The following is a 24,232-nucleotide window of genomic DNA, read 5'->3' as shown; positions in this document are numbered from 1 at the left end:
ATTATCGGCGAAAGAAGAGGCTGTGGCCAACGAACCGGCTGTCGAAGACGTCAGCCGCCTCGAACATTCAAGTCGCGATCTGTCCACCCTGCCCGGTGTGATGTCCCGATGGCTGTCGACCGTCCTGCCGGACGGGGCGGCACCGGAGATCACCGTGGAAAGTGGCGTCGACGCCAATGGGATGTCCTCGGAGACGATCATCCTGACCGGACGATGGTCCGTCGACGGGCAACCGCAGACCCAGAAATGGGTGGCGCGGGTGGCGCCGACCACCGAGGACGTTCCGGTGTTCTCGTCGTACCGGATGGATCACCAATTCGACGTGATCCGGTTGGTGCAGGAGAAAACGGACGTTCCGGTGCCGCAGGTGCGTTGGCTGGAGAACAGCGGTGACGTGCTCGGTACGCCGTTCTTCCTGATGGACTACGTCGAGGGCAGAGTACCGCCCGATGTCATGCCGTACACGTTCGGCGGGAACTGGTTCGCCGACTCCCCCGCCGAACAACGCCGCGAACTGCAGGACGCCACCGTCGGCGTGATCGCAAAACTGCATTCGATTCCCCATCCCGAGGCGGTGTTCGGATTTCTCGACGACGAATCCGATCAGAATGCGTTGCGGCGCAACCTCAACTGGCTCCAGGACTGGTATCAGTTCGCCGTCCCCGACATCGGGCGCTCATCGCTGGTCGAGCGCGCGCTCGACTGGCTGGAGGCCAACTGGCCCGCCGACGCCGCAGCGAACGACCCCGTCCTGGTCTGGGGCGACTCCCGCGTTGGCAACGTGCTGTACACCGGCTACCAACCGGTGGCCGTCCTCGACTGGGAGATGGCCACACTCGGGCCGCGCGAGATGGATGCGGCGTGGATGATATTCGCGCACAACGTCTTCCAGGAGCTGGCCGGCCTTGCCGGATTGCCGGGGTTGCCCGACTTCATGCGCGAGGAGGACGTCAAGAAGACCTATGCGGCGCTGACCGGGGTCGAACTCGGCGACCTGAACTGGTTCTACGTCTACTCCGGCGTGATCTGGGCGTGTGTGTTCATGCGCACCAGCGCGCGGCGAGTGCGGTTCGGCGAGATCGAACAACCCGACGACGTCGAATCGCTGTTCTATCACGGCGCGCTGCTGAAACGACTCATTGGAGATGACTCCTGATGCTCGGTCCCACCGACGAATTCCCGATTCACCAGATCCCCCAACCGATCGCGTGGCCGGGATCGTCCGACCGCAACTTCTACGACCGGTCCTACTTCAACGCCCATGACCGCACCGGCGACATCTTCGTGATCACCGGCATCGGGTACTACCCGAACCTGGGCGTGAAGGACGCCTTCGTCCTGGCCAGGCGCGGCGACACCCAGACCGCCGTGCATCTGTCGGACGGCATCGACTCCGACCGGCTCAACCAGCACGTGCTCGGCTACCGCGTCGAGGTCACCGAACCGCTGCGCAAACTGCGGGTCGTGCTCGAGGAGACCGAGGGCATCGCCGTCGACCTGACCTGGAATGGACTGTTCGACGCCATCCAGGAGCAGCGGCACGTCCTGCGCACCGGCACCCGAATCACATTGGACGCCCAGCGGTTCGCGCAGGTCGGGTCCTGGAGCGGGGTGATCTCGATCGATGGCGAGGAGATCACCGTCGACCCGGACGTGTGGATCGGCAGCCGCGACCGGTCGTGGGGCATCCGCCCCATCGGCGAGGCCGTACCCGCGGGCCGCCCCGCCGATCCCCCGTTCGAGGGCATGTGGTGGCTGTACGTGCCGATGGCGTTCGACGACTTCGGAATCTGCCTGATCATCCAGGAGGATCCGACCGGGTTCCGCAGCCTCAACGACTGCACCCGCATCTGGCGCGACGGCCGCGTCGAACAACTCGGCTGGCCGCGGGTGAAGATCCACTACACCTCGGGCACCCGAATCCCCTACGGCGCCACCATCGAAGCGACCACCCCGGACGGGTCGCCGGTGGTGTTCGAGGTCGAGTCGAAGCTGGCGGTACCGATCCACATCGGCGGCGGGTACGGCGGTGACTCGGATTGGCTGCACGGGGTGTGGAAGGGCGACAAGTTCAGCGAACGCCTCACCTACGACATGACCGATCCGGCGGTCAACGGCCGCAGTATGTTCGGCGTCATCGACCACGTCGGCCGCGCCGAGTGCACCGAAGGGGGCAAGACCAGCGAAGGCTGGGGCCTGTTCGAACACGGTGCGCTCGGCAGGCACGATCCGTCGGGCTTCAAGGACTGGTTGACCCTGGCCGACTGAGCCGACTGAGCGGTGCCGGTGCGCTCACCGTCGCTGCGCGATCAGTAGCGCGCCGAAATCGCAGGCTTCTCAGGCGACCGGCGTCACCCGCACCGGCGCGCGGCCGAACACCATCGACTCCTCGATCCGGTCGAGGCGGTGGTCGATCGCGTCGAGCACATAGTTGTGCCGGACGTTCCACGGCCGGTGCGTGCCCGACTTCGGCAACACATGGCCCGCACGTTGTACGTAGCCGGCGTTGATGTTCCACGCGGGCTTTTCCGCCATGGGCTTGTCCCCGAGATGCGGGTATGCGTGCGTATAGCCGTGAGAGTCCATGTAGGAGATCAGCTTTGCGAAAGCCCGAGCGGTCAGGTCGGCGCGCAATGTCCACGACGCGTTGATGTAGCCGACGCACCAGGCCAGGTTGGGCACGTCTTCGAGCATGTGCTCCTTGTAGACGAACCGGTCCTGCGGTTTGACCTCCTCACCGTCGATGCTGATCAAAACCCCGCCCAGCGCCTGCAATTGGATGCCGGTCGCGGTGATGAGCACGTCGGCGTCAATCCGCTGCCCGGACCGCAGCACGACGCCGGACGCATCGATGTGGTCGATCCGGTCGGTCACCACGTCGAGGCGGCCCGTGTTGATCGCGTCGTAGAAGTCGTTGTCGAGCATCGCGCACAACCGTTGGTCCCACGGGTCGTAACGCGGCTTGAAGTGCTTGTCGACCGGATAACCCTTGGGCAGATTGCGTTTGGCGTAGTTGCGGATATAGCGCCTGCTGAGCTTGGGCGCCGCTTTGGCGAACGCATAGATGAACACCGTGAAGATGGTGTTGTAGATGCGCGCACCCCAATAACCGGCCCGGCCGGGCAGCACCTTGCGCAGCGCCTGCACGATCGGGTTGATCCGCGGTCCGCTCAGCATGTAGGTGGGCGAGCGCTGCAGCATGGTCACGTGGCCGGCCTTCTCAGTCAGCGACGGAATCATGCTCACCGCCGTCGCGCCGCTGCCGATGACCACGATGCGTTTGCCGCTGTAGTCCAGCGACTCCGGCCAATGCTGCGGGTGCACGACGTTGCCGCTGAACTCGTCGAGGCCGGGAAAATCCGGACGGTAGGGCTCGTCGTAGTTGTAGTAACCGGTGCCGAAGAACAGGAAGCGACTCCGGTACGTCCTGGGTGTCCCGTCCTGTTCGGTCTGCACCGTCCACGTATCGGTCGACGAGTCCCAGTCGGCCGACAACACGTGGGTGTTGAACCGGATGTTTTCGTCGATGCCGTGCTTGCGGGCGGTCTGAACCAGGTACTCGCGGATGTCGGGCCCGTCGGCCACGTTCTCCGGCCGGGTCCACGGCTCGAACGGGTAGCTCAGCGTGAAGATGTCGCTGTCGGACCGGATGCCCGGATAGCGGTGCAGATCCCAGGTGCCGCCGATGCGTGCCCGCCGCTCCAGCACCTTGTAGGACGTGTGCGGGTTCTTCTCCTGCAGGCGGTAGGCCGCGCCGATCCCCGAGATGCCCGCCCCGATGATCAGCACATCGGAGTAGTCGTCAACACGCTCTTCGCGCCCATTGGCACTCATCCGCAACCTCCTTTGGTCCCGCTGAGTACCACCATAGGAGTCAACCTGTCAGTGCGTCGACGATCTCGGCCAACGCATCGATCGCGATGGGTCCGGGCTGGTAGAGGCAGACGCGGTCGGACACCCCGTCGACGCGGTCGCGGATGTGGGCGGCGATCTCGGCCGGGGTGCCGCACGCCGCGATGGTGTGCAGCATCTCGTCGTCGATCAGGGTGCCCATCTCCTGCCACCGGCCCTGTTTGGACAGCGCGTTGAGCTCGGGCTGCAGTTCGCCCCAGCCGTGCACGTCGAGCACCGGGCGGTAGGCCGGAGTGGAGCCGTAGAACGCCAACAGCCGGCGCGCGGCGTCGTGGTCGGCATCGCGCGTACCGACCGACACGATGATCTCGGGCACCAGCGCGAAGTCGTCGAGGGAGCGTCCCGACTCCGACAGGCCTGCGCGCACCTCGGGCATCGTCGCCTCGTGCAGGAACCGCTTCGAGCCGAACGGCATGACCAGCAGGCCGTCGGCGACCGCTGCGGTGGCGCGGGTCAGCTTCGGGCCGAGCGCGCCGAGATAGATCGGCGGAGGGCCATACGGGTTCGGGCCCGGGTTGAACGTCGGTGTCATCAGCGTGTGCCGGAAGTATTCGCCCCGAAAGTCGAGACGTTCGCCGGTCTCCCATGCGGTGAACACCGCCCGCAGCGCGGCGACCATCTCCTTCATGCGGGCGACCGGGCGATCGAACGCCGCGCCGTATCGCTTCTCGACCTGCGTGCGCACCTGCGTTCCGAGACCCAGCGTGAAGCGGCCCTCGGCCAGCACCTGATGGTCGTAGGCCTGGTGGGCGAGCTGAATCGGGTTGCGCGGAAACGCAATGGCGACGTTGGTCATCAGGTCCAGACCGCCCACCGTCGACGCCAACGTGAGCGGCGCGAACACGTCGTGGGGTCCTTCGAACGTGAACACCCCGCTGGCCCCCGCGTCGCGCAGTGCTTGCGCCCGCTCGATCGCATCGGTTGGACCGAACAACGCTGTCATGACCTTCACGGCGTGAGAGCCTAATCGCGTGACCATCCAAGCCAGTGCCGACGCGGTCGTCGTGGGCGCCGGATTCGCCGGTTTGGCGGCGGCGCGCGAGTTGGATCGGCTCGGCTACGACGTCGTCGTCCTCGAAGGTCGCGACCGGGTCGGCGGGCGGTCGTCGACGGCGACGATCGCCGGCGTGCCCGTCGACCTCGGCGGTACCTTCATCGGACCCACGCAGGACGCCGTGGAAGAACTCGCTGCCGAACTGGGCTGTGAGACGGTGCCCACCTTCAGCGGTGGTAAGAACCTGATCCGGTGGCGGGGGCGGGTCCGCTCGTATCGCAGCACGATTCCCCGGCTGTCGATCATCGAACTGCTCGACGTGTCGCGCATCCAGTGGCGCTTCGAGCGCGCATGTCGGCGGGTGGCCGTCGAGGCGCCGTGGACCGCCCCGCACGCGCACGCCCTGGACTCTCTGTCGCTCGACGGCTGGTTGAAGTCGGTGCACGCGAGCGCCGGAACGCGGGACCTGATGGCGATCATGTCTCGGGTGACCTGGGGTTGTGAGCCCGACGCGGTGTCGATGCTGCACGCCGTGCGCTACGTCAGGGCCGCAGGCGGGCTCGACCGCATGCTCGACGTCGAAGGCGGCGCCCAGCAGAGCCGGTTCCCTGGCGGCACCCAGCAGATCGCGATCCGGATGGCCGAGGAGTTGGGCTCGCGCGTCGTACTCGACGCCGCCGTGCGCAGCATCGAACGCCACAGCGACGGCACGCTCACCGTGACCTCCGATCGGGGTGCGGTGTGCGCCAAGGCCGTCGTCGTCGCCATCCCGCCCGAACACCGCCAGGCGATCGAATTCTCACCCGAACTGCCCGCCGAGTACGGCAAGCTGGCGCAGCACTGGCCCCAGGGCAATCTGAGCAAGGCGTACGCCGCGTACGAGAAGCCGTTCTGGCGCGCGAAAGGGCTTTCGGGAGAGGCGCTTTCCGACGAAGGACCGGTGTTCATCACGTTCGACGTCAGCCCCTCCGACGATGGGTCCGGCAACGGGGGCGGACCCGGCATCCTGCTGGGTTTCGTCGACTCACGCTCGTTCGACTCGCTACCGGCAGAGCAGCGCCGGGAGCGGGCGCTTACGGGGTTCGCGGGGCTGTTCGGCAACGCCGCGCTGGACCCGATCGACTATCTCGACCACTGTTGGGGTGCAGAGGATTTCGCGCCGGGAGGGCCGACGGCGGCCGTTCCGCCCGGCTCGTGGACGACATACGGCCCGTGGCTGCGCAAGCCGATCGACGGGATCTATTGGGCGGGAACCGAAACCGCTGACGCGTGGACGGGTTTCCTGGACGGCGCCGTCCGGTCCGGCAGGCGCGCCGCAGACGAAGTGCATCGCGCGCTGAGTAGTTGATCAGGAACTGACGCGGCGTTCGGCGGTCACCGACTCGATCAGGCCACGCAGATGCATGTTCACCTCGTCGGGACGCTCCAGGATGGCGCAGTGCCCGCCCGCCAACTCCACGAACTCGCTCAGATTGGGCGCCACCTCGGCGATCCGACGAGACGACGTCAGCGGCAGCAGCCGGTCCTTGCGGCTGCCGATCACCAGCGTCGGCACGACCAGGTTGTTCAGCCCGATGTGTTGCGGTCCGAGATGGTCGACCAGCGTGCGGGCCCAGCCGCCGCGGCCGACCGGCGAGGTCGCCGCGAACAGTTCATGTACGAACGAGGCGATCGCGGGATCGGCGTCGCGGCCGACCGCCAGCATCGAGACGAAGCGCTGATTCGGTCCGTAGATGGCGCGCGGCAGAGGCGTCGCACCGAACGTCTTCAGAAAGGTCCCCGCGGTGCGGACGCGGACGTTGGCCAGCGGCGCGGGCACCGGCAGCAAGTTGACGTTGCGCAGCAGGTCGCCGGTGGTGGTGTTGATGAGCGCAACGCCGTCGGCGCGTTCGGTCACCCGCTCGGCGTGGCGCTCGGCCCACGAGGTGATGGCGATGCCGCCCATCGAATGGCCGGCGATGACCGCCCGTTCACCGGGGGCCAGCGTCGCATCCAGCACGGAGTCGAGGTCGGCGGCCAGATGGTCGAGGCTGTAGGCGCCGCGGCGCACCGGCACCGCGCTGCGGCCGTGGCCGCGGTGGTCGAACGCGATCACGCGGTAGTCCCGCGACAGATCGGCGATCTGATGGGCCCACACCCGCAGCGCACAGGTGATGCCGTGCGCCAACACGATCGGATAACCGTCCTCGCGGCCGAAGACCTCGGCGTGCAGGCGGATGCCGTCCCTGGAGCGCACCTCCACGGCGCGTCCGGGCGGGAGGGACTGAGCGGGGGCGAAGGCCGAAACCCTCGACCGGCTGCGGGGACCACTGCTCATGTGCGCTCCGTTCGAACTCGGCAACGTTGCCGGATAAGTGAGCTTATCTAACAGTGTGCGCTTCCTGCGGCACCCCCCGCCGCGTTTTGGCGACTATCGGTGCCGCGGCGGAGGCCCGGCAGTCGAGTCGAGTTAAATGGCGGGCATGCGCGCGATTCAGATTGCCAGCCTCGACGGACCACAAGCCGCCAAACTCGTCGAGGTCGACGAGCCGGACGGCGACGGCGCGGTCGTCATCGAGGTGCACGCGGCCGGGGTCGCGTTTCCCGATGTGCTGCAGTCGCGCGGGCTCTATCAGTACAAGCCGGAGCTGCCCTACACGCCGGGCGGTGAGGTCGCCGGCGTGGTGCGCAGCGCGCCGGACGGCGCACATGTGAAGGCCGGCGATCGCGTCGCGGCGTTGACGATGCTCTGCGGCGCGATGGCCGAGGTCGTCGCACTGCCCGCCGAGCGCGTCTTCAAGCTGCCCGACAACGTCTCCTTCGAGGCCGGTGCGGGCCTGCTCTTCAACGACCTCACGATGCACCACGCGTTGCGTACCCGCGGCCGGCTGGCCGAGGGCGAGACCGTGCTGGTGCACGGGGCCGCAGGCGGCATCGGCACGTCGACGCTGCGGTTGGCGCCGGCATGGGGTGCCTCTCGGGTGATCGCGGTGGTGAGCACCGAGGAGAAGGGTGCGGTGGCCACGGCGGCAGGCGCGACCGACGTCGTGCCGGTCGAGGGGTTCAAGGACAAGGTCAAGGAGCTGACCGAGGGCCGCGGTGTGGACATCGTCGTCGATCCGGTCGGCGGGGATCGGTTCACCGACTCGCTGCGCTCGCTGGCCCCGGGCGGACGGCTGCTCGTGGTCGGCTTCACCGGCGGCGAGATTCCCACCGTCAAGGTGAACCGGTTGCTGCTCAACAACGTCGATGCGGTCGGAGTCGGTTGGGGCGCTTGGACTTTCACCCATCCCAATTACCTCGCCGAGCAGTGGGCCGAACTCGAACCGCTCCTGGCGTCGGGCAAGGTGTCGGCGCCGCAACCGCAGGTGTTCCCGTTAGAGCGGGCCGCCGACGCGATCGCCGCGCTCGAGGATCGCTCGGCGAAGGGCAAGGTCGTCGTCGCCGTCCGGTGACTACAGGTAAGGGTCGGCCCAGGCGCTGACGATCCGCGCCGCACGTGCTGCCTGATCCTTTTCGGTGAGCAGGTGATCGGCGCCTTCGAGTGAGACGAAGCTGCGCGGGTGACGCGCGCACTGGAAGATCTCGCTGGCGTTGGCGATGCCCACGGTGTTGTCGGTCGGCGAATGCATCACCAGAAGGGCTCGGCGCAGGTTGTGGATGCGCTCGCGGAGGTCGGCATTGCGGACGTCTTCGACGAAGTGCCGCTTCAGCGTCAGCGCCTTGCCGCCGATGCGGAACTGCGCCTCCCCCTCTTCCTCGATCCGCTCCACGACCGCGTCGTAGATCCGTTCGACGTGGGCGGGTTCGTAGGGGGCCGCGATGGTGGCGACCGCCTTCACCGTCGGGCAGTCGTGGGCGGCGGCGATGACGGCCGAGCCGCCGAAGGAATGTCCGACCAGCAGGCGCACCTCGCGGCCCTCGGAGTTCATGAACTCCACGGCGCGCACGGTGTCGGCGACCTTGTGCGAGAACGACCCGTCGCTCCAGTCGCCCTCCGAGTCGCCAAGACCGAGGTTGTCGAACCGCAGCATGCCGATGCCCCCGGCGGCGAGTTGCTTGCAGATCCGGCTGGCCGCCGGCGAGTCCTTGCCGAGCGTGAACCCGTGGGCGAAGACGCCCCAGCCGCGTACGTCACCGTCGGGAAGATCGAGCACGCCCGCCAGTGCGGGTCCACTGGCGCTTGCGAAGCTGACGCGTTCACCCACGCGCGTCATCCTGTCACGTGGCCCGCGAGCTCACTGCTGCTGCAGCAGGTCGCGTTTCACCTCGAGCCTGCGCAGCTTGCCCGACGAGGTTCGCGGCAGAGTACCGGGTTTGACGAAGACGACCTCGGTGGGCACCACACCGCATTCGGATGCGACGCGCTCGATGAGGTCGGCGCGCGACCCCGCCTCGTCGGGCCCGCGGAACTCCGCGACGATCGCGACACCCGGACGGATCGAGCGCTCCCCCACGCCGACGGCCACCACGGCGCCTTCGCGCACACCGGACGCACCGGCGGCCACCCGCTCGACCTCTGCGGGGAAGATGTTGCGGCCGGCGACGGTGATCAGTTCCTTGGCGCGTCCGCACACCACGAGGCTGCCGTCGACGAGGTAGCCGAGATCGCCTGTGGCGAACCAGTCGTCGCGATGCAACGGTGCGTCACCGCGGTAGCCCGTCATCATCGAGGTACCGCGGATCAAGATCTCGCCGACCTTGTCGTCCCCGCGCTCATCGACGCGCACCGCCATGCCGGGTATCGGCTCGCCCAGTAGCGCATGACCGGCGTCGTCGACGATCAGCCCGCTACCGGGTTCGGGAACCGTTACCGCACAGGTGGATTCGGCCAAGCCGTAGGAGGGCGCGAGCGCGCCCGCGTCGAATCCGAATCGGGCCATCTCCTCGGCGAAGCGCGCGGTGAGCGCGCAGTCGACGGGTTCGCCGCCGTTGAGCGCGAACCGCAGGTCAGAAAGGTCGACGTCGGTGACGCGTCGCGAGTACTTCCCGATCAGGCCGTAGGCCATGTTCGGCGCAGCGGTGATCGTGGCGCGGCCCTCGGTGAGCCAGTTCAGCCACCGAAACGGCGAGGCCTGAAACGCCGCGGTCGGTGCCTGCCACACGTCGATGCCGGCCAACGCCCCGGCGAGCACGAAGCTCAGACCCATGTCGTGGTACAGCGGCAGCCAGGAACAGCCGACGTCACCCGGCCCGACCCCGATCCGCGTGTTCAGACCGTCGAGGTTGGCGAGCACCGCGCCCGGTGACAGCTGCACCGCGCGCGGCACGCCTGTGGAGCCTGCTGTGCCCTGCAGGATCGCGATGTCGGCGGCTCGGTCGGGTCGCCGGAAGTTCGTCGATCGGGTTAGCGGGGCAACCGAACCAGTTCCTTGACGATCGGACCGCTGTCGACGAGGCCGAGTTGCTCCAGCTGACGCCCCCGGCTGAGCACGTGGCTGACGCCCATGCCCGCGAACCGGGCCACCGTGGATTGCGCCCACTTGTCGGCGTCGGCGCCGCGGACGGGGCCGGGCGCGATGGTCACCGGCACGCCGGCCTGGAAGGCGCCGAGGATGGCCGCGATGAGTTCGACGGTGGGCTCGTTCGCCAGGCCGAGCGCGGCCACTTCCTCGTTGAGCAGCCAGTCGGCGACGTTCTCCGCGCGGGCGTGCACTTCCGGCCACGGCTGGCGCGTCCATGTGCCGTCGTCGAAGACGTAGAGGCTGTTATCGGAGCTGGTCAACCGCTCGGCAAAGGTCGCAGCCAACGATTTCATAGATAACCTCGCAGTACTTACCCGCTCAATTCGCGATTTTCGGTCTAGTAAATATCGCCTAAGCTAACTTACGGGAATTTGCGGTGATCCTACGGGGTGGGAGGCTTCGTTCCTAGGCCAGCTTCAGCGGGCATCGGCCCAGACGTCGACCCGGTGCACCGGCAGACCGTGGCCGGGCAGTAGGTGTTCGACGGGCAGCTCGCGCATGCGCTGCTCGCTGAGTTTCGCGGCGGCGGTGTCGACGGTCTCGGGGGTGAACCAGGCTTGCCCGCCCGCGCTGAGCACCGCGTCGCCGGAGATCAGGGTCCGACTGTCGGCATGCCAGAACGCGGTCGAGTCGTCGGTGTGGCCGGGCACGTGCAGCACCTCCCAGCCCGGCGCGCCGGGCAGCTGCTGACCGTCTGCCAGCGGTCGCGCCCCGCCAAGGGCGTCACCGACCATCCCCTTACTTCCGCCGTACCCGGCGATGCGGGGACCGTCGGCGAAGCCGCGCAGCCCGGTCAGGTCCATCGGCTGGCTGATCAGGGTCGGCCAGATCTGGACGATCTTGTTCAGCGCCGGGGTGCGGGGTTGCCGCGTACCGTCCAGATAGCTGAGAGTGACCTCGGGAAGATGTAGCGCCACGCTGTGTTCGGCGGCCAGTCGCGGCGCCCCGGCGACGTGGTCGCTGTGGCCGTGGGTGGCCGCGACCGCGCTGACGGTGCCGCGGTAGACCGACAGCACGCCCGCGACGTCGTCGGCGCTGCCGGGCATGCCCGCGTCGACCACGACAACGCCGCGGTCGCCACGGATCAGGTAGCAGTTGAAGATCCACCGGGAGAGGCGGATCACCCCGATGTCGTCGAGCGGATCAACGACCAACGCCATCGCAGCATCCTTCGGTGGGGTCCACGTGAGAAGTGTGCGGTGCGGGACTCTCCTGCGGCAAGCATCGGGCCGACGGTTGCGGGGGTGGCGTAGCCATCAAGAAGCCAGTGAGAAGCCAATAGAAACGGCCCCCGGAGTGTCCTCCGAGGGCCGTTCCACCTAGTAGCGGGGACAGGATTCGAACCTGCGACCTCTGGGTTATGAGCCCAGCGAGCTACCGAGCTGCTCCACCCCGCGTCGGGTGAACGCAACGTTACCGAAGGCGCTCGCGCAGTTCCAAATCGCGCGGTCACCGATGGTGGTGAATCGCGTCACGCCTGCGATTGCATGGGCCGTTGGCGCCCCGCGAGCGACCGCAAATGTACGCACTATGTCGGCGTGTCGCGGTGCAAACACGGCCGGTCGCGGCGCGGCAAGAGAGCGCTAGCGGCTTGGCGTGTGTCAGCTCGCGGACTGGTATTTCTCCATCGCATCGTCGAGGCGTTGCAGCGCCTCGCCGAACTCGGCGAAGTTACCGCCCTGCTGTGCCTGGCGCAGCCCATCGAGCGCCGTGTTGACCTCTTGCAGCGCAGCGGCTTTCGCACCCGACAGCTCGACCGGTCCGCCCGGCGGCACCGCCGCCGCCGGCGGCGGCGGCGTCCGGCCCTGCTGGTTGGCCGGCGGGCGAGCCGTCGGAACTTCACCGTCGGCCGGTGGCTGCGCCGCGGGCTGCTCGCCGCCGGTGCCCGCGATCGGCGCGGGGCCGGTGGCCGTGGCGTCCGCGCCGGGACCGAACAACTCGATCAGCGCGTCGCGCACCGTCGGGCCGTAGCCGACCTTGTCGTTGTACATCATCGCCACGCGGATCAGGCGCGGGTACGAGGACGCGGCGTCGCTGGCCCCGGGTGAGGCGTATACCGGTGCGACATACAGCAATCCACCCTCGGCGACCGGCAGCGTCAGCAGGTTGCCCCACCGGATGCGGTTCTGGTTGTCGCGGCCGATGACACCGAGGTCCTGGGACACCGCGGTATCCGTGCTGATCGCGTTGAACGCCAGCTTGGGACCGTTGACCTGTCCCGGGATCGTCAACACGGTGATCTTGCCGTAGGTGTCCGGGTCGGAACTGGCACTCATGAACGCGGCCAGGAAGTCGCGGCGGAACCGGTTCATCGCACTGGTCAACTGGAACGATGCCGCACGGTCGTTGGCCGCAAGGTCCTTGGCCACGATGTAGTACGGCGGCTGATAGCTGCTCGCGGTCGGGTTGGGATCCAGCGGAACATCCCAGAAGTCCGACGTCGAGAAGAACGTGATCGGGTCGTCGACGTGGTACTTCGCCAGCAGTGCGCGCTGCACCTTGAACAGGTCTTCCGGATAGCGCAGATGCTCCTGCAGTTCATCGGAGATCTCGCTCTTGGGCTTGACCGTGCCCGGGAACACCTTCATCCACGCCTGCAGCACCGGATCGTCTTCATCCTGCGCGTACAGCGACACCGTGCCGTCGTAGGCGTCGACGGTGGCCTTGACCGAGTTGCGGATGTAGGACACCTGCTTGTCGGGCTGCAGCCGGTTCAGCGCCACCTCGTTGGAGTCCACGGTGGCCGAGGACAACGTCGTCAACTCCGAGTACGGGTAGTTGTCCAGCGTGGTGTAGCCATCGACGATCCAGACGATGCGCTCGTTGACGATGGCCGGGTAGACCGCGGTGTCGGTGGTCAGCCACGGCGCCACCGCCTCGACCCGCTTGGCCGGGTCGCGGTTGAACAGGAGCTTGCTGTTCTCTCCGATCACGTTGGAGAACAAGAAGTTTCGCTCGGCGAACTTCGCGGCGAACACGCTGCGCGTCAGCCAGCTCCCGATCGGAACGCCGCCCTCACCGGTGTAGGTGTAGTTGCGGGTCTCGACGTTGTTCTCATAGTCGTACTCCCGCGGCGCACCGTTCTCCCCGACGATGGCGTAGTCGGCCGGGGTGTTGGCGATGACGGGGCCGTAGTAGATGCGGGGCTGGGCCAGCGGGGCGGGTCCGGGTGAGATCACCTCACCGTTCGCGCCGACCACACTGGCCAAAAACTCCGGGTAGCCACCGTTCTGGTTGGGGTCGTTGGCCACGCCGCGCACGGTGTTGGCCGGCGAGGCGATGAAACCGTTGCCGTGGGTGTAGACCGAGTGGCGGTTGATCCAGTCGCGCTGGTTGTCGATCAACCGGTCGGGATTGAGTTCGCGCGCGGCGACCACATAGTCGCGCAGGTTGCCGTCCTCATCCCGGTACCGATCCATGTTCAGCTGGTCGGGGAAGTAGTAGAAGTTCTTGCCCTGCTGGAACTGGGTGAATGCCGGGCTGACGATGTTGGGGTCGAGCACGCGGATGTTCGACGTCGTGGCGCGGTCAGCGGCCACCTGGGCTGCGGTCGCGGGGGCGTTACCCGGATAGTCGCGATAGCTCACCACGTCGTCGGTGAGCCCGTAGGCCTGTCTGGTCGCCGAGATGCTTCGGCCGATGTATTCGCTTTCCTTCTGCGCCGCATTCGGTTTGACGCTGAACTGCTCGACGACGAGTGGCCAGCCCGCGCCGACAACCAGCGACGAGAGCAGCAACAGCACCACGCCGATCGCCGGGATCCGAAGGTCGCGCAGCACGATCGCCGAGAACACCGCGGCCGCGCAGATCACGGCGATCGCCATCAGGATCAGCTTGGCGGGCAGCACCGCGTTGATGTCGGTGTAGCCCGCACCGGTGAACGGCTTGCCGCCGCGGGTGTGGCTCAGCAGCTCGTAGCGGTCCATCCAGTACGCGATCGCCTTGAGCAGCATCAGGATGCCGACCAGGGTGATCAACTGGATGCGCGCGGCACGGCTCAACGCACCGGCGCGGCCCGAGAGCCGGATACCGCCGAACAGATAGTGGCCCAACAGGTTTCCGATGAAGGCCAGGAAGGTCGCGACGAACAGGTAGTTCAGGACCATCCGGTAGAACGGCAGGTCGAAGGCGTAGAAGCCCAGATCCTTGCCGAACTGCGGGTCGGTGATCCCGAAGCTGTTGCCGTGCAGGAACAACTGGACGGTCTCCCACTGGCCCAGCGCGAACAACCCGACGAACAAGCCGATGAGCGCGGGGACCCCGAAGCCGACGAGGCGCAGCCGCGCCATCACCGCGGTGCGGTAGGCCGCGACCGGGTCGTTGGGGCCGTTGGTCGGCACGAACACCGGCCGGGTCCGGTAGGCCAGCGCCAGCCCCGCGAACAGGATCGAACCGATCACCAGCGACACGACGAGGAACAGCAGGATCTGGGTGAACAGCACCGTGGTGAAGACCGAGCGGTAGCCGAGTTCGCCGAACCACAGCCAGTCGACGTAGGTGTCGATCAGCCGCGGGCCGATCAACAACAGGAGCACGATCACGGCTCCCAGCGCGATGAGAATTCGGCTACGTCGTGTCAGCTTCGGCATTCGTGCCGCGGGCCGCATACCCACTCGTTGACTCCAGTCCAGTTCCTGTACGTCGTGCTCGACGTGGCCCCAACTCTACGCAACGGCGTTTCGCCGGTGACCTAACAATGGGGGCGTTCGCCACCGGCGGACAAGGTCTTCAACGCGTCGACGGCTTGCGACAGGGTGTCGACCTTGACCAGTTCCATACCGTCCTGCGGCGCGGTCTTGGCCTCTTCGCAGTTGTCGGCGGGCACCAGGAAGATGGTGGCGCCCTCCTCGCGCGCGCTCAGCATCTTGTGGGTGATGCCGCCGATCGAGCCGACCTCGCCGTCTCCGCTGATGGTGCCGCTGCCCGCGACGAACTTCCCGCCGTTGAGGTCGCCGGTGGTCAGCTTGTCGACCACCGCCAGCGAGAACATCAAGCCCGCCGACGGGCCGCCGATCTTTTCGAGGTTGAAGTCGATCGAGAACGGAGCCCACGGCGCGTCGAGCACACCGATGCCGAGGAGACCCTGGTCGCGATCGGGGTGCTTGCCCAGCGTGATGGTGGCGACGCCGGACGGCGCGTCCTTGCGGCGGTAGTCCAGCTTCACGGTGTCGCCGGGCTTGGTGTCCTTCAAGAGGGCCTGGAACTCCTCGAGTGTGGTCACCGGCGTGCCGTTGACGGCGTCGATCGCGTCACCGTCGCGCAGCTTTCCCGCCGACGGGCCCGGATTGTTGACGTTTTCCACCGTCACCGCCATCGGGAACTCCAGAAAATGCAGTGCGGCGTACTCGGCGCTGCGTTCGGAGTTGCGGAAATCGGTGGTGTTGGCCTCGTCGACCTCTTCGCGGGTCTTGTCCGGCGGGTAGACCAGGTCACGTGGGACGAGTTGTTCGCGGCCCGACAGCCACAGCGCCATCGCCTCGCCCAGCCTGAGCTGATCGCGCTGCGACACCGTCGTCATGTTCAGGTGCCCCGAGGTCGGATAGACATCGGTGCCTTCGATCTCGACGACCGGCTTACCGTCGAACTCGCCGAGCGTGTTGAACGTCGGCCCAGGACCCAGGGAGACGAAGGGCACCGTCACCGCCGACACCAGCACGCCGAACACCAGAATCGGCACGAGCGCGACGATCAACGTCAAAGTCCGCCTGTTCACGCCGCCCAATCTAAAGGTTGCACTGCACGCGACCGTGCCCACGACGTCCGTCGGCGGGCCTGTCATCCCGCCGCAACCCGGAAACGGGCGGTCCAGGGCGGGTTCGCTGTCAGCGTGAGGCGCCCACCCACGAGGCCCCGCCCTGGTGGGTACCGTTGGGGGCATGGCTGACGTGCCTTTCGGCTTCTCCGCCGGCGACGACGACCCCGAGCGCGACAAGCGCAAGAAGGATCCCGACTCCGGATCCGGGGGGCCCGGCGACCCGTTCGGCATGGGGTTTCAAGGCGGATCCGAATTCGACATGTCCCAGCTGGGGCAGATCTTCAGCAAGCTCGGCGAGATGTTCAGCGGCGCCGGCAGCGCGATGGCCGGCGGCAAACAATCGGGACCGGTGAACTACGACCTGGCCCGCCAGTTGGCGTCGAGCCAGATCGGTTTCGTCGCGCCAATTCCGGAGAAGACCTCCGCGGCGATCGTCGACGCCGTGCACCTGGCCGAGACCTGGCTCGACGGCGTGACAGCACTTCCCGCGGGCACCAGCAAATCGGTGGCCTGGACGCCGACGGACTGGATCGACAACACCCTCGACAGGTGGAAGCGGCTGTGCGACCCGGTCGCCGAACAGATCTCCACGGTGTGGGTGTCGGCGCTTCCCGAGGAGGCGCGCACCATGGCTGGTCCGCTGCTGTCGATGATGACGCAGATGGGCGGCATGGCGTTCGGCTCACAGCTAGGTCAGGCGCTGGGCAAGCTGTCGCGAGAAGTGTTGACCTCCACCGACATCGGGCTGCCCTTGGGCCCCAAGGGCGTGGCCGCGCTGATGCCCGAGGCGGTCGAGTCGCTGTCGGAGGGTCTCGAGCAGCCGCGTAGCGAGATCCTGACGTTCCTGGCCGCCCGCGAGGCCGCACACCACCGCCTGTTCAGCCACGTGCCATGGCTGGCCAGCCAGCTGCTCAACGCGGTCGAGGCGTTCGCCCGCGGGATGAAGATCGACATGAGCGGCATCGAGGAACTGGCATCCGGCCTCAACCCTGCCGCGCTGACCGACCCGGCTCAGATGGAACAGCTGCTCAACCAGGGCATCTTCGAGCCGAAGGCGACGCCGGAGCAGACCGCGGCGCTCGAGCGGCTGGAAACGCTGCTCGCGCTGATCGAGGGTTGGGTGCAGACCGTCGTCTCCGACGCGCTCGGCGACCGCATCCCCGGCACGTCGGCGCTGGCGGAGATGCTGCGCAGACGCCGCGGCACCGGCGGGCCCGCCGAGCAGACGTTCGCGACCCTGGTCGGCCTGGAGTTGCGTCCGCGCAAGATGCGCGAGGCCGCCGCGTTGTGGGAGAGGTTGACCGAGGCCGTCGGCTCCGACCGCCGCGACGCAGTGTGGCAGCACCCCGACCTGCTGCCCAGCGCAAAGGATCTCGACGAACCGGCCGGGTTCATCGACCGGATGATCGGCGGCGACACCAGCGGGATGGACAGCGCCATCGAGGAGGCGATCGCCGATCTCGAGAAAGACATCCAGAAACCGGAGAACGGCAAGGACGAAGACCGCTAGCTCGGTTCGGGTGTAGTCCGTCGCGCCCAGCGCCACCACGCGCACCCAAATCGCGCCTGTGGATAACCGGCGGTGACCGGCCGCCGGCGTGGCACGCTCGATCGATGACGCGCTATGCGTTGAGCGCCGCGACGCCGGTGCTGCTACGCCCCGACGGTGCCGTGCAGGTGGGCTGGGACCCGCGGCGCGCCGTCGTGATCCGCCCGCCGGCCGGACTGCCCACGGCGACGCTGGCCGACATGCTGCGCCGCCTGCAGTCCGGTGCACGGGTGGCCGACCTTGCGGCGCTCGCCCCCGACGGCGCGGTCGTCAAGAACCTGCTGACGTCGTTGGTCGACGCCGGTGTCGTCACCGCCGCCGCCCGCCGGCGTGGCCGTTCGGCCGCGGTCCGCATTCACGGGCGCGGGCCGTTGTCGGATCTGCTCGCCGCGGCGCTGCGTTGTTCGGGTGCGCGCCTGAGCCTCAGCACCCGTACCGACACCGGTGCGCCGTCGGAGCCGACCGATCTCGTGGTTCTCACCGACTATCTGGTGGCCGATCCGCGTATGGTGCGCGAACTGCATGCGGTCGGGGTCGCGCACCTGCCCGTGCGTGTGCGCGACGGTGTCGGGCTGGTCGGGCCGCTGGTCCTTCCGGGTGTGACGAGTTGTTTGGCCTGCGCGGACCTGCATCGCAGCGACCGGGACGCGGCGTGGCCTGCCGTCGCGGCGCAGCTGCGCCACACCGTCGGCAGCGCCGACCGGGCCACGGTGCTGGCCACCGCGGCGCTGGCGCTCAACCAGGTCGACCGGGTCCTTGCCGCGGTGCAGGGCGGCGTCGACGTCGACGACTCCCCCGAACCGCCGCCGACGCTGGACACCACGTTGGAGTTCGACGTCAATGTGGGTTCGGTGGTGGCGCGGCGGTGGTCGCGGCATCCGCGCTGCGCATGTTGACATCGGCCGTTGGCAAGTCGTTGCGCTGCGGGCAACCGCGTCATGGATGATGGTCTGGTGAGTGAGATCAAGCGGGGCCGGGCCGCGCGCAACGCCAAGCTGGCGAGCTTGCCCGTCGGTATGGCCGGCCGGGCCGCCTTGGGCTTCGGCAAACGATTGACCGGACGGTCGAAAGACGAGGTCAACGCCGAACTGATGGACAAGGCCGCTCAGCAGCTTTTCACCGTGCTCGGCGAGCTCAAGGGCGGCGCGATGAAAGTGGGGCAGGCGCTGTCGGTGATGGAGGCCGCGATCCCCGAGCAGTACGGCAAGCCGTACCGCGAGGCGCTGACCAAGCTGCAGCGGGAAGCCCCGCCGCTGCCCGCCGCCAAGGTGCACCGGGTGCTCAACGCGCAACTGGGCACCAAGTGGCGGGAGCGGTTCGCGTCGTTTGATGACAAGCCAGTGGCGGCGGCCAGCATCGGCCAGGTCCACAAGGCGGTGTGGTCGGACGGCCGCGAGGTCGCGGTCAAGATCCAGTACCCCGGCGCCGACGAGGCGCTGCGGGCCGACCTGAAAACGATGCAGCGCATGGTGGGCGTGCTCAAGCAACTGTCCCCGGGCGCCGACGTCGACAGTGTGGTCAAAGAGCTCATCGAGCGCACCGAGATGGAGCTCGACTACCGGCTGGAGGCCGACAACCAGCGCGCGTTCGCCAAGGCCTACGAAGGCCACCCGCGCTTCGTGGTTCCCCGCATCGTGGCCAGCGCGCCCAAGGTCGTGATCCAGGAGTGGATCGAGGGTGTGCCGATGTCGGTGATCATCCGCGAGGGCACCCAAGAACAACGAGACCTGATGGGCACCAGGCTTTTCGAGCTGACCTACGACGCGCCTCGCCGGCTTGAGATGATGCACGGGGACACCCATCCCGGCAACTTCATGCTGTTGCCCGACGAGAAGATGGGTGTCATCGACTTCGGCGCGGTGGCCCCGATGCCCGGCGGTATTCCGATCGAGATCGGTTTGGCGACGCGCTATGCGCTCAACGACGACTACGACAACCTGCTCACCACGATGCAGAGCATCGGCTTCATCCAGAAGGGTGAGCAGGTGTCCAAGCGCGAGATGGACGACATGATGCGCCAGTACGTCGAACCGCTCGAGGTCGAGGTCTTCCACTACAACCGCAAGTGGCTGCAGCGGATCACGACCGCCAACATGCGCCCCGAGCGCGCCGCAGGCCAGATCAAGGCCGCACGGCAGATGGACATCCCGGCCAAGCTCGCGATTCCGATGCGGGTGATCGCGTCCAACGTCGCGATCGCCTGCCAGCTCGATGCGCACGTTCCGGCCAGAAGGCTTGCCACCGAACTGATTCCGGGCTTCGCCGACGAAGCCGCCTGACGCCCCGCCTCCCCGCGCGCGTCGGATGCGCCCAGCCCGCCCTCGGTACGGATCGTGAATCTGACGACGCATTTCGTGGGTTGAGCGTCGCCAGATTCACAATCGAGCGCGCGCAGGTCGCCCGTGTGCGGCTATGCGGCTGCCGGGTTCCCGACGCCGTTCTTGCGCGGCCGGCCACGTGGGCGCTTGCGCGCGATGACGGTGCCCCGTTCGAGGATCTCGCCGCCCCAAACACCCCACGGCTCTTGCCGTTCCAGCGCTGCGGCCAGGCACTCACGCCGGATCGGGCACTCTGCGCACAGCGCCTTGGCGCGTTCGAGTTCGACGGGATTCTCGGCGAACCACATATCGGGATCGCCCCTGTGACACGGCACCGCCAGCTTCGTCTTCTCTCGGCATGTCCCGAGTGACATGTCCAGTCCTTCCCTGGTCGTGGGTTTCGAATCTTTTCCTTGCTGGATCCGGGACCAGGGCTTTGGCGTGGTGTCCAAAAGACCAAGGCCACGGATCCGACTGCGGGTCCGTGGCCTTCTCGGCGAAATCGTGGGCTTACCTAGGTGGTGCCCCGATCGACGGACGACACAGTCGCGGCGGCGGCGCGGCGCTTGCGCTGCGGGGTGATGGCAGCGGCGGCACCGGCGGGGTGCGCGGCGGCGAACGCGGGATGCGCCGCAGCGGCGGCGACATGGAGGGTCCGCGTCATGCCAGCAACGGCTACGCCGGTGATCGCGTAGTTGCTACCCATGATGTCGGTCCCTCCTTTCGCACAAAAAGACACCCAAGCGGTGTGATGTTGAGGCTAAGCGTAACAGCGGCGGCTGACAATTGATTTTTTGACCAGCGGGTTTGGCGCGATCTTTACGACGTTTGGCCGTGTGTGTCGCCGGCCTGTCCTCGCCCGCCTACCGGGTCCGGCTCTTGACGAGGGCGAGCACATCGGCGCCGTACTGCTCGAGCTTGCGTGCCCCGATGCCCGGGATCGCGACCAGCGCGGCGTCGTCGGTGGGCAGCGTCTCGGCGATCGCGATCAGTGTGTTGTCGGTGAACACCACATACGCCGGCACGCTCATCTCCTTGGAGGTGCGCAATCTCCAGTCCTTGAGGTTGCTGAGCAGCTGCTCGTCGATGTCGGACGGGCAGGTTTCGCAGCGGCGCAACATGATCGCGGCCGGTGCGGTCAACACGCTGTTGCACACCCGACAGCGGGGGGTGGCGCCGCGCGCACGTCGAGGTTTGGTCGTCATGTCGCTGGTGTTCGACGACTGCGGCGCGATGCCGTTGAGGAACCGCGACGGTTTGCGGCTCTGCCGTCCGCCGGGAGCCCGGGCGAGCGCCCAGCTGAGCGCCAAATGCACACGCGCCCTGGTAATTCCGACGTAGAGCAGCCGGCGTTCCTCTTCGACCGCCTCGCTGTCGGGACCGTGTGCGAGGGCGTGGGAAATGGGCAGCGTGCCGTCGGCGAGGCCGACCAGGAACACCGCATCCCACTCCAAGCCCTTCGCCGCGTGCAGCGAGGCGAGCGTGACGCCCTGCACGACCGGAGCGTGGCGCGCGTCGGCGCGCTGGCGCAGTTCGACGAGCAGTGCGCGCAGGTCGAGGGTGGGACGCAGCGCAACTTCCTCGTCGACGAGTTCGGCCAGCGATGTCAGCGCTTCCCATCGTTCCCTCGCCTTGGTGCCCGGCGGCGGCTCGGCGGTGAGCCCGAGCGGTTCGAGCACCGTCCGCACGACCTCGGGTAGGGGTCCGTCGAGGTCGCGTTCGGCCGCGCGCTGCAACGCCACCAGCGACTGGCGGATCTCCTGGCGGCTGAAGAACCCTTCGCCGCCGCGCACCTGGAACGGGACGCCGGCTTCGGTGAGCGCCTCCTCGTAGACCTCCGACTGGGCGTTGATGCGGTAGAGCACCGCGATCTCGGCCGGTTCGGTGCCGGATTCGAGAAGCCGTTTGATGTTCTTGGCCACCGCCTTGGCCTCGGCGACCTCGTCGGGATATTCGGCGAACCTGGGCGCGGGGCCGGGATCGCGCTGCCCGACCAGGTGCAGCTTGCTGCCCGCCATCCGGCCGCGCGCACCGGCGATGACCCGGTTGGCCAGCGACACCACCTGCGGGGTCGAGCGGTAGTCGCGTTCCAGGCGGACCACCGCCGCGTCGGGGAAGCGCCGGGAGAAGTCGAGGAGGTAGCGGGGGGTGGCGCCGGTGAAGGAGTAGATGGTCTGGTTGGCGTCGCCGACGACGGTGAGGTCGTCGCGCTCGCCGAGCCAGGCGTCAAGCACCCGCTGCTGCAGGGGCGTCACGTCCTGGTACTCGTCGACGACGAAGCAGCGGTAGCGATCGCGGAACTCCTGGCCCACCGCGGCGTCGTTCTCGATTGCCGCGGCGGTGTGCAGCAGCAGGTCGTCGAAGTCGAGCAGCGTGGTCCCGTCGCTGCGGGCCTTGAGCGCCTCGTAGCCGGTGTAGACGGCGGCCACCTTCGCCGCGTCGAACGGGATGTCGCGGCCGACCTGTGCGACCGCGTCCGGATAGTCCTCGGGACTGATCAGCGACGCCTTGGCCCACTCGATCTCGCCGGCGAGGTCGCGCACGTCGTCGGTGCTGGTCGACAGCCGGGCCCGGTTGGCGGCTTGGGCCACCACCGCGAATTTGGTGTCGAGGAGTTCCCACGTGGTGTTGCCGACGACGCGGGGCCAGAAGTAAGACAGCTGGCGGCGCGCGGCGGCGTGAAACGTCATCGCCTGCACCGAACCGGTGCCGACGCCGCCGAAGGCCGCGTCGAGCGCACGCAACCGGGCCCGCATCTCACCGGCCGCGCGCTGGGTGAAGGTGACCGCGAGAACCTGCCCGGGAGCGACGTGGCCCGCCGCGACCAGGTGGGCGATGCGCCTGGTGATCGTGCGGGTCTTACCGGTGCCCGCGCCGGCGAGCACGCACACCGGACCGCGCGGGGCGAGCACCGCCTCCCGCTGCTCGTCGTCGAGGTCGTCGACGGTGTCCGGGCGGCTACCCACCGAAGCGACCTCTACCGACATGCGGTCCATCTTGGCAGGGGCCGGTGACAAATGACCGGTATGGCGTCGGGCATGTTCGGTTCATCGGATACGTTGAACGCCTTATGAGCGCAGCACAGACTCCCGTGATCATGTACACCACCACCTGGTGTGGCTACTGCGTGCGTCTGAAGAAGGCGCTGCAGGCCGAGGGCATCGCGTTCGCCGAGGTCGACATCGAGAAGGACCCCGCGGCTGCGGAGTTCGTCGCCAACGCCAACGGCGGCAACCAGACCGTGCCGACGCTGAAGCTGCCCGACGGTTCGACCTTGACGAACCCGACCGCACGTGAGGTCAAGGCGAAGCTCGGCGGCTGAGGGATCAGTCGAGCGCGGCCCAGGACTCGATGATTTCCCGCGCGATCGAGATCGACCCGGGCAGCAGCAGCCGTGACGGCGAGTCGCTGCTCCAGTCGCCGTGGTCGAGGGCCTCGCGGATCTCGGCTCGGGTGAACCAGCTGGCCTCGCCGATTTCGCCGTCGTTGAACGACATCTCCTGCTCGGGGTCGCCGATGGCGTGGAACCCGACCATCAACGACCGCGGAAACGGCCACGGCTGGCTGCCCAGGTAGGTCACGTCGGTGACCGTCAGCCCGATCTCTTCGGAGATCTCGCGGGCCACGCAGGTCTCGAACGACTCACCGGCCTCGACGAAGCCGGCCAGGATCGAGAACAGCCGCTCGGGCCACACCGCCTGGCGGGCCAGCACCGCGCGGTCGTGTCCGTCGTGCACCAGGCAGATGACCGCAGGGTCGATGCGGGGATACTCCTCGCGGCCGTTGAGCGGGTTGACCCGCGCCCACCCCGCCCTGACGGGCTTGGTCGGCGCACCGTCCACGGGGCTGAACCGCGCGCCGTCATGCCAGTTGAGCAACGCCGTTGCGGTGGCGACGAGTTGCGCGCTGACGTCGTCGAACACCTGCCCGGCCCGACGCAGGTCGAGCACCTCGGTTTCGGTGTGGGGGTCCTCCGGTCCCTCGAGCGCACCGCGGATCCCCCACACATGCCTGCCGTCGTTGAGCCGGCCGAGGAAGACCGCGTTCTCCGGCGGCCGATCGCCCAGCTTGGATGCCTCGCCGAGAACGACGCTGCCGTCGGCGATCAGCACCTGGTTGCGGCGGTCGACGCGCAGCACCAGCGCGTCGGGCCATCCGGCCAGAGCGGCGTCGATATCGGTACGCAGGGCGTCGGCGCGGTCGGCGCCGACTCGGGACAGCAGCGGTATGTTGCGGAGACGAAACGGCGTCATCTTTCGG

General features: G+C 67.8%; 19 protein-coding genes, 1 tRNA gene and 1 pseudogene. 8 read left to right on the top strand and 13 right to left on the bottom strand.

What is annotated here, in order from left to right:
* Positions 1-22 precede the first annotated feature (22 nt).
* Positions 23-1,156, top strand: coding sequence for a phosphotransferase family protein (locus A5759_RS10170; protein ID WP_068196943.1), 1,134 nt, complete (start codon positions 23-25; stop codon positions 1,154-1,156).
* Positions 1,156-2,268, top strand: coding sequence for a hypothetical protein (locus A5759_RS10165; RefSeq protein ID WP_068196941.1), 1,113 nt, complete (start codon positions 1,156-1,158; stop codon positions 2,266-2,268). Before A5759_RS10170 ends, A5759_RS10165 begins: the two co-directional genes overlap by 1 nt.
* A gap of 69 nt (positions 2,269-2,337) precedes the next feature.
* On the opposite strand, the gene A5759_RS10160 is transcribed toward A5759_RS10165, so the two are convergent.
* Both A5759_RS10160 and A5759_RS10155 read right to left on the bottom strand, forming a co-directional pair.
* On the bottom strand, positions 2,338-3,834 hold the full coding sequence (locus A5759_RS10160) for an NAD(P)/FAD-dependent oxidoreductase (protein WP_068196935.1): 1,497 nt from the start codon (positions 3,832-3,834) through the stop codon (positions 2,338-2,340).
* A gap of 40 nt (positions 3,835-3,874) precedes the next feature.
* The gene (locus A5759_RS10155) at positions 3,875-4,864 is read right to left on the bottom strand and encodes a TIGR03617 family F420-dependent LLM class oxidoreductase (RefSeq protein ID WP_068196932.1); all 990 of its coding nucleotides are present in this window, start codon (positions 4,862-4,864) and stop codon (positions 3,875-3,877) included.
* A 19-nt stretch (positions 4,865-4,883) separates the two neighbouring features.
* On the opposite strand from A5759_RS10155, the gene A5759_RS10150 reads away from it, so the two are divergent.
* Positions 4,884-6,254, top strand: coding sequence for a flavin monoamine oxidase family protein (locus A5759_RS10150; RefSeq protein ID WP_068196929.1), 1,371 nt, complete (start codon positions 4,884-4,886; stop codon positions 6,252-6,254).
* On the opposite strand, the gene A5759_RS10145 is transcribed toward A5759_RS10150, so the two are convergent.
* Entirely contained in the window at positions 6,255-7,223 is a 969-nt protein-coding gene (locus A5759_RS10145; RefSeq protein ID WP_068196926.1) for an alpha/beta fold hydrolase, read from the bottom strand.
* A gap of 145 nt (positions 7,224-7,368) precedes the next feature.
* On the opposite strand from A5759_RS10145, the gene A5759_RS10140 reads away from it, so the two are divergent.
* The gene (locus A5759_RS10140) at positions 7,369-8,340 is read left to right on the top strand and encodes an NADPH:quinone oxidoreductase family protein (RefSeq protein WP_068197122.1); all 972 of its coding nucleotides are present in this window, start codon (positions 7,369-7,371) and stop codon (positions 8,338-8,340) included.
* On the opposite strand, the gene A5759_RS10135 is transcribed toward A5759_RS10140, so the two are convergent.
* From A5759_RS10135 to A5759_RS10110, 6 genes and pseudogenes are all read right to left on the bottom strand, one after another.
* Entirely contained in the window at positions 8,341-9,093 is a 753-nt protein-coding gene (locus tag A5759_RS10135) for a S9 family peptidase (RefSeq protein WP_068197119.1), read from the bottom strand.
* Between the two features lie 30 nt (positions 9,094-9,123).
* A pseudogene (gene mbtM / locus A5759_RS10130) lies at positions 9,124-10,643 on the bottom strand (long-chain-fatty acid--ACP ligase MbtM).
* Between the two features lie 123 nt (positions 10,644-10,766).
* Positions 10,767-11,510 (bottom strand): MBL fold metallo-hydrolase, encoded by a 744-nt coding sequence (locus A5759_RS10125; protein WP_068196922.1) that lies wholly within the window; start codon positions 11,508-11,510, stop codon positions 10,767-10,769.
* Positions 11,511-11,673: 163 nt separating this feature from the next.
* Positions 11,674-11,747: transfer RNA gene (locus tag A5759_RS10120), tRNA-Met, on the bottom strand.
* Between the two features lie 204 nt (positions 11,748-11,951).
* Positions 11,952-14,963 (bottom strand): UPF0182 family protein, encoded by a 3,012-nt coding sequence (locus A5759_RS10115; protein ID WP_068196919.1) that lies wholly within the window; start codon positions 14,961-14,963, stop codon positions 11,952-11,954.
* A gap of 77 nt (positions 14,964-15,040) precedes the next feature.
* The gene (locus A5759_RS10110) at positions 15,041-16,063 is read right to left on the bottom strand and encodes a PDZ domain-containing protein (protein WP_068196911.1); all 1,023 of its coding nucleotides are present in this window, start codon (positions 16,061-16,063) and stop codon (positions 15,041-15,043) included.
* Between the two features lie 163 nt (positions 16,064-16,226).
* Here A5759_RS10110 and A5759_RS10105 point away from each other — a divergent pair, with 163 nt between their 5' ends.
* The 3 genes from A5759_RS10105 to A5759_RS10095 all read left to right on the top strand — a co-directional run bounded on the left by A5759_RS10105 (position 16,227) and on the right by A5759_RS10095 (position 19,933).
* Positions 16,227-17,615 carry a zinc-dependent metalloprotease gene (locus A5759_RS10105; protein ID WP_068196909.1) on the top strand — a complete coding sequence of 463 codons (1,389 nt, stop codon included), beginning with the start codon at positions 16,227-16,229 and terminating at the stop codon, positions 17,613-17,615.
* Between the two features lie 104 nt (positions 17,616-17,719).
* A complete protein-coding gene (locus tag A5759_RS10100; RefSeq protein WP_068196906.1) occupies positions 17,720-18,550 on the top strand; it encodes a cyclodehydratase in 831 nt (276 codons plus the stop codon).
* Positions 18,551-18,592: 42 nt separating this feature from the next.
* The gene (locus A5759_RS10095) at positions 18,593-19,933 is read left to right on the top strand and encodes an AarF/ABC1/UbiB kinase family protein (protein WP_068196903.1); all 1,341 of its coding nucleotides are present in this window, start codon (positions 18,593-18,595) and stop codon (positions 19,931-19,933) included.
* Between the two features lie 131 nt (positions 19,934-20,064).
* Here A5759_RS10095 and A5759_RS10090 read toward each other — a convergent pair whose 3' ends face one another.
* From A5759_RS10090 to A5759_RS10080, 3 genes are all read right to left on the bottom strand, one after another.
* Entirely contained in the window at positions 20,065-20,346 is a 282-nt protein-coding gene (locus A5759_RS10090; RefSeq protein ID WP_068196900.1) for a WhiB family transcriptional regulator, read from the bottom strand.
* Between the two features lie 140 nt (positions 20,347-20,486).
* Positions 20,487-20,678, bottom strand: a complete 192-nt coding sequence (locus tag A5759_RS10085; RefSeq protein WP_068196897.1) for a hypothetical protein — start codon at positions 20,676-20,678, stop codon at positions 20,487-20,489.
* Between the two features lie 157 nt (positions 20,679-20,835).
* Positions 20,836-22,959, bottom strand: coding sequence for an ATP-dependent DNA helicase UvrD2 (locus tag A5759_RS10080; RefSeq protein ID WP_068197116.1), 2,124 nt, complete (start codon positions 22,957-22,959; stop codon positions 20,836-20,838).
* An 83-nt stretch (positions 22,960-23,042) separates the two neighbouring features.
* On the opposite strand from A5759_RS10080, the gene A5759_RS10075 reads away from it, so the two are divergent.
* Positions 23,043-23,294, top strand: a complete 252-nt coding sequence (locus A5759_RS10075) for a mycoredoxin (RefSeq protein ID WP_064417252.1) — start codon at positions 23,043-23,045, stop codon at positions 23,292-23,294.
* A gap of 4 nt (positions 23,295-23,298) precedes the next feature.
* On the opposite strand, the gene nudC is transcribed toward A5759_RS10075, so the two are convergent.
* Positions 23,299-24,225, bottom strand: a complete 927-nt coding sequence (gene nudC, locus A5759_RS10070; RefSeq protein ID WP_068197112.1) for an NAD(+) diphosphatase — start codon at positions 24,223-24,225, stop codon at positions 23,299-23,301.
* Positions 24,226-24,232: the final 7 nt, after the last annotated feature.

It is taken from the genome of Mycobacterium sp. 852014-52144_SCH5372336, from assembly GCF_001665615.1.
In the GTDB taxonomy this organism is placed as follows: Bacteria; Actinomycetota; Actinomycetes; order Mycobacteriales; family Mycobacteriaceae; genus Mycobacterium; species Mycobacterium neumannii_A.
This window is presented reverse-complemented; position numbering and strand designations above follow the sequence as displayed.

Bases quoted from the DNA above. Each gene is read 5' to 3' on its own strand.
- A5759_RS10165 (WP_068196941.1), top strand. From the start codon at position 1,156: ATGCTCGGTCCCACCGACGAATTCCCGATTCACCAGATCCCCCAACCG.
- A5759_RS10160 (WP_068196935.1), bottom strand. From the start codon at position 3,834: ATGAGTGCCAATGGGCGCGAAGAGCGTGTTGACGACTACTCCGATGTG.
- A5759_RS10145 (WP_068196926.1), bottom strand. From the start codon at position 7,223: ATGAGCAGTGGTCCCCGCAGCCGGTCGAGGGTTTCGGCCTTCGCCCCC.
- A5759_RS10140 (WP_068197122.1), top strand. From the start codon at position 7,369: ATGCGCGCGATTCAGATTGCCAGCCTCGACGGACCACAAGCCGCCAAA.
- A5759_RS10125 (WP_068196922.1), bottom strand. From the start codon at position 11,510: ATGGCGTTGGTCGTTGATCCGCTCGACGACATCGGGGTGATCCGCCTC.
- A5759_RS10105 (WP_068196909.1), top strand. From the start codon at position 16,227: ATGGCTGACGTGCCTTTCGGCTTCTCCGCCGGCGACGACGACCCCGAG.
- A5759_RS10100 (WP_068196906.1), top strand. From the start codon at position 17,720: ATGACGCGCTATGCGTTGAGCGCCGCGACGCCGGTGCTGCTACGCCCC.
- A5759_RS10095 (WP_068196903.1), top strand. From the start codon at position 18,593: ATGGATGATGGTCTGGTGAGTGAGATCAAGCGGGGCCGGGCCGCGCGC.
- A5759_RS10090 (WP_068196900.1), bottom strand. From the start codon at position 20,346: ATGTCACTCGGGACATGCCGAGAGAAGACGAAGCTGGCGGTGCCGTGT.
- A5759_RS10085 (WP_068196897.1), bottom strand. From the start codon at position 20,678: ATGGGTAGCAACTACGCGATCACCGGCGTAGCCGTTGCTGGCATGACG.
- A5759_RS10080 (WP_068197116.1), bottom strand. From the start codon at position 22,959: ATGTCGGTAGAGGTCGCTTCGGTGGGTAGCCGCCCGGACACCGTCGAC.
- A5759_RS10075 (WP_064417252.1), top strand. From the start codon at position 23,043: ATGAGCGCAGCACAGACTCCCGTGATCATGTACACCACCACCTGGTGT.
- nudC (WP_068197112.1), bottom strand. From the start codon at position 24,225: ATGACGCCGTTTCGTCTCCGCAACATACCGCTGCTGTCCCGAGTCGGC.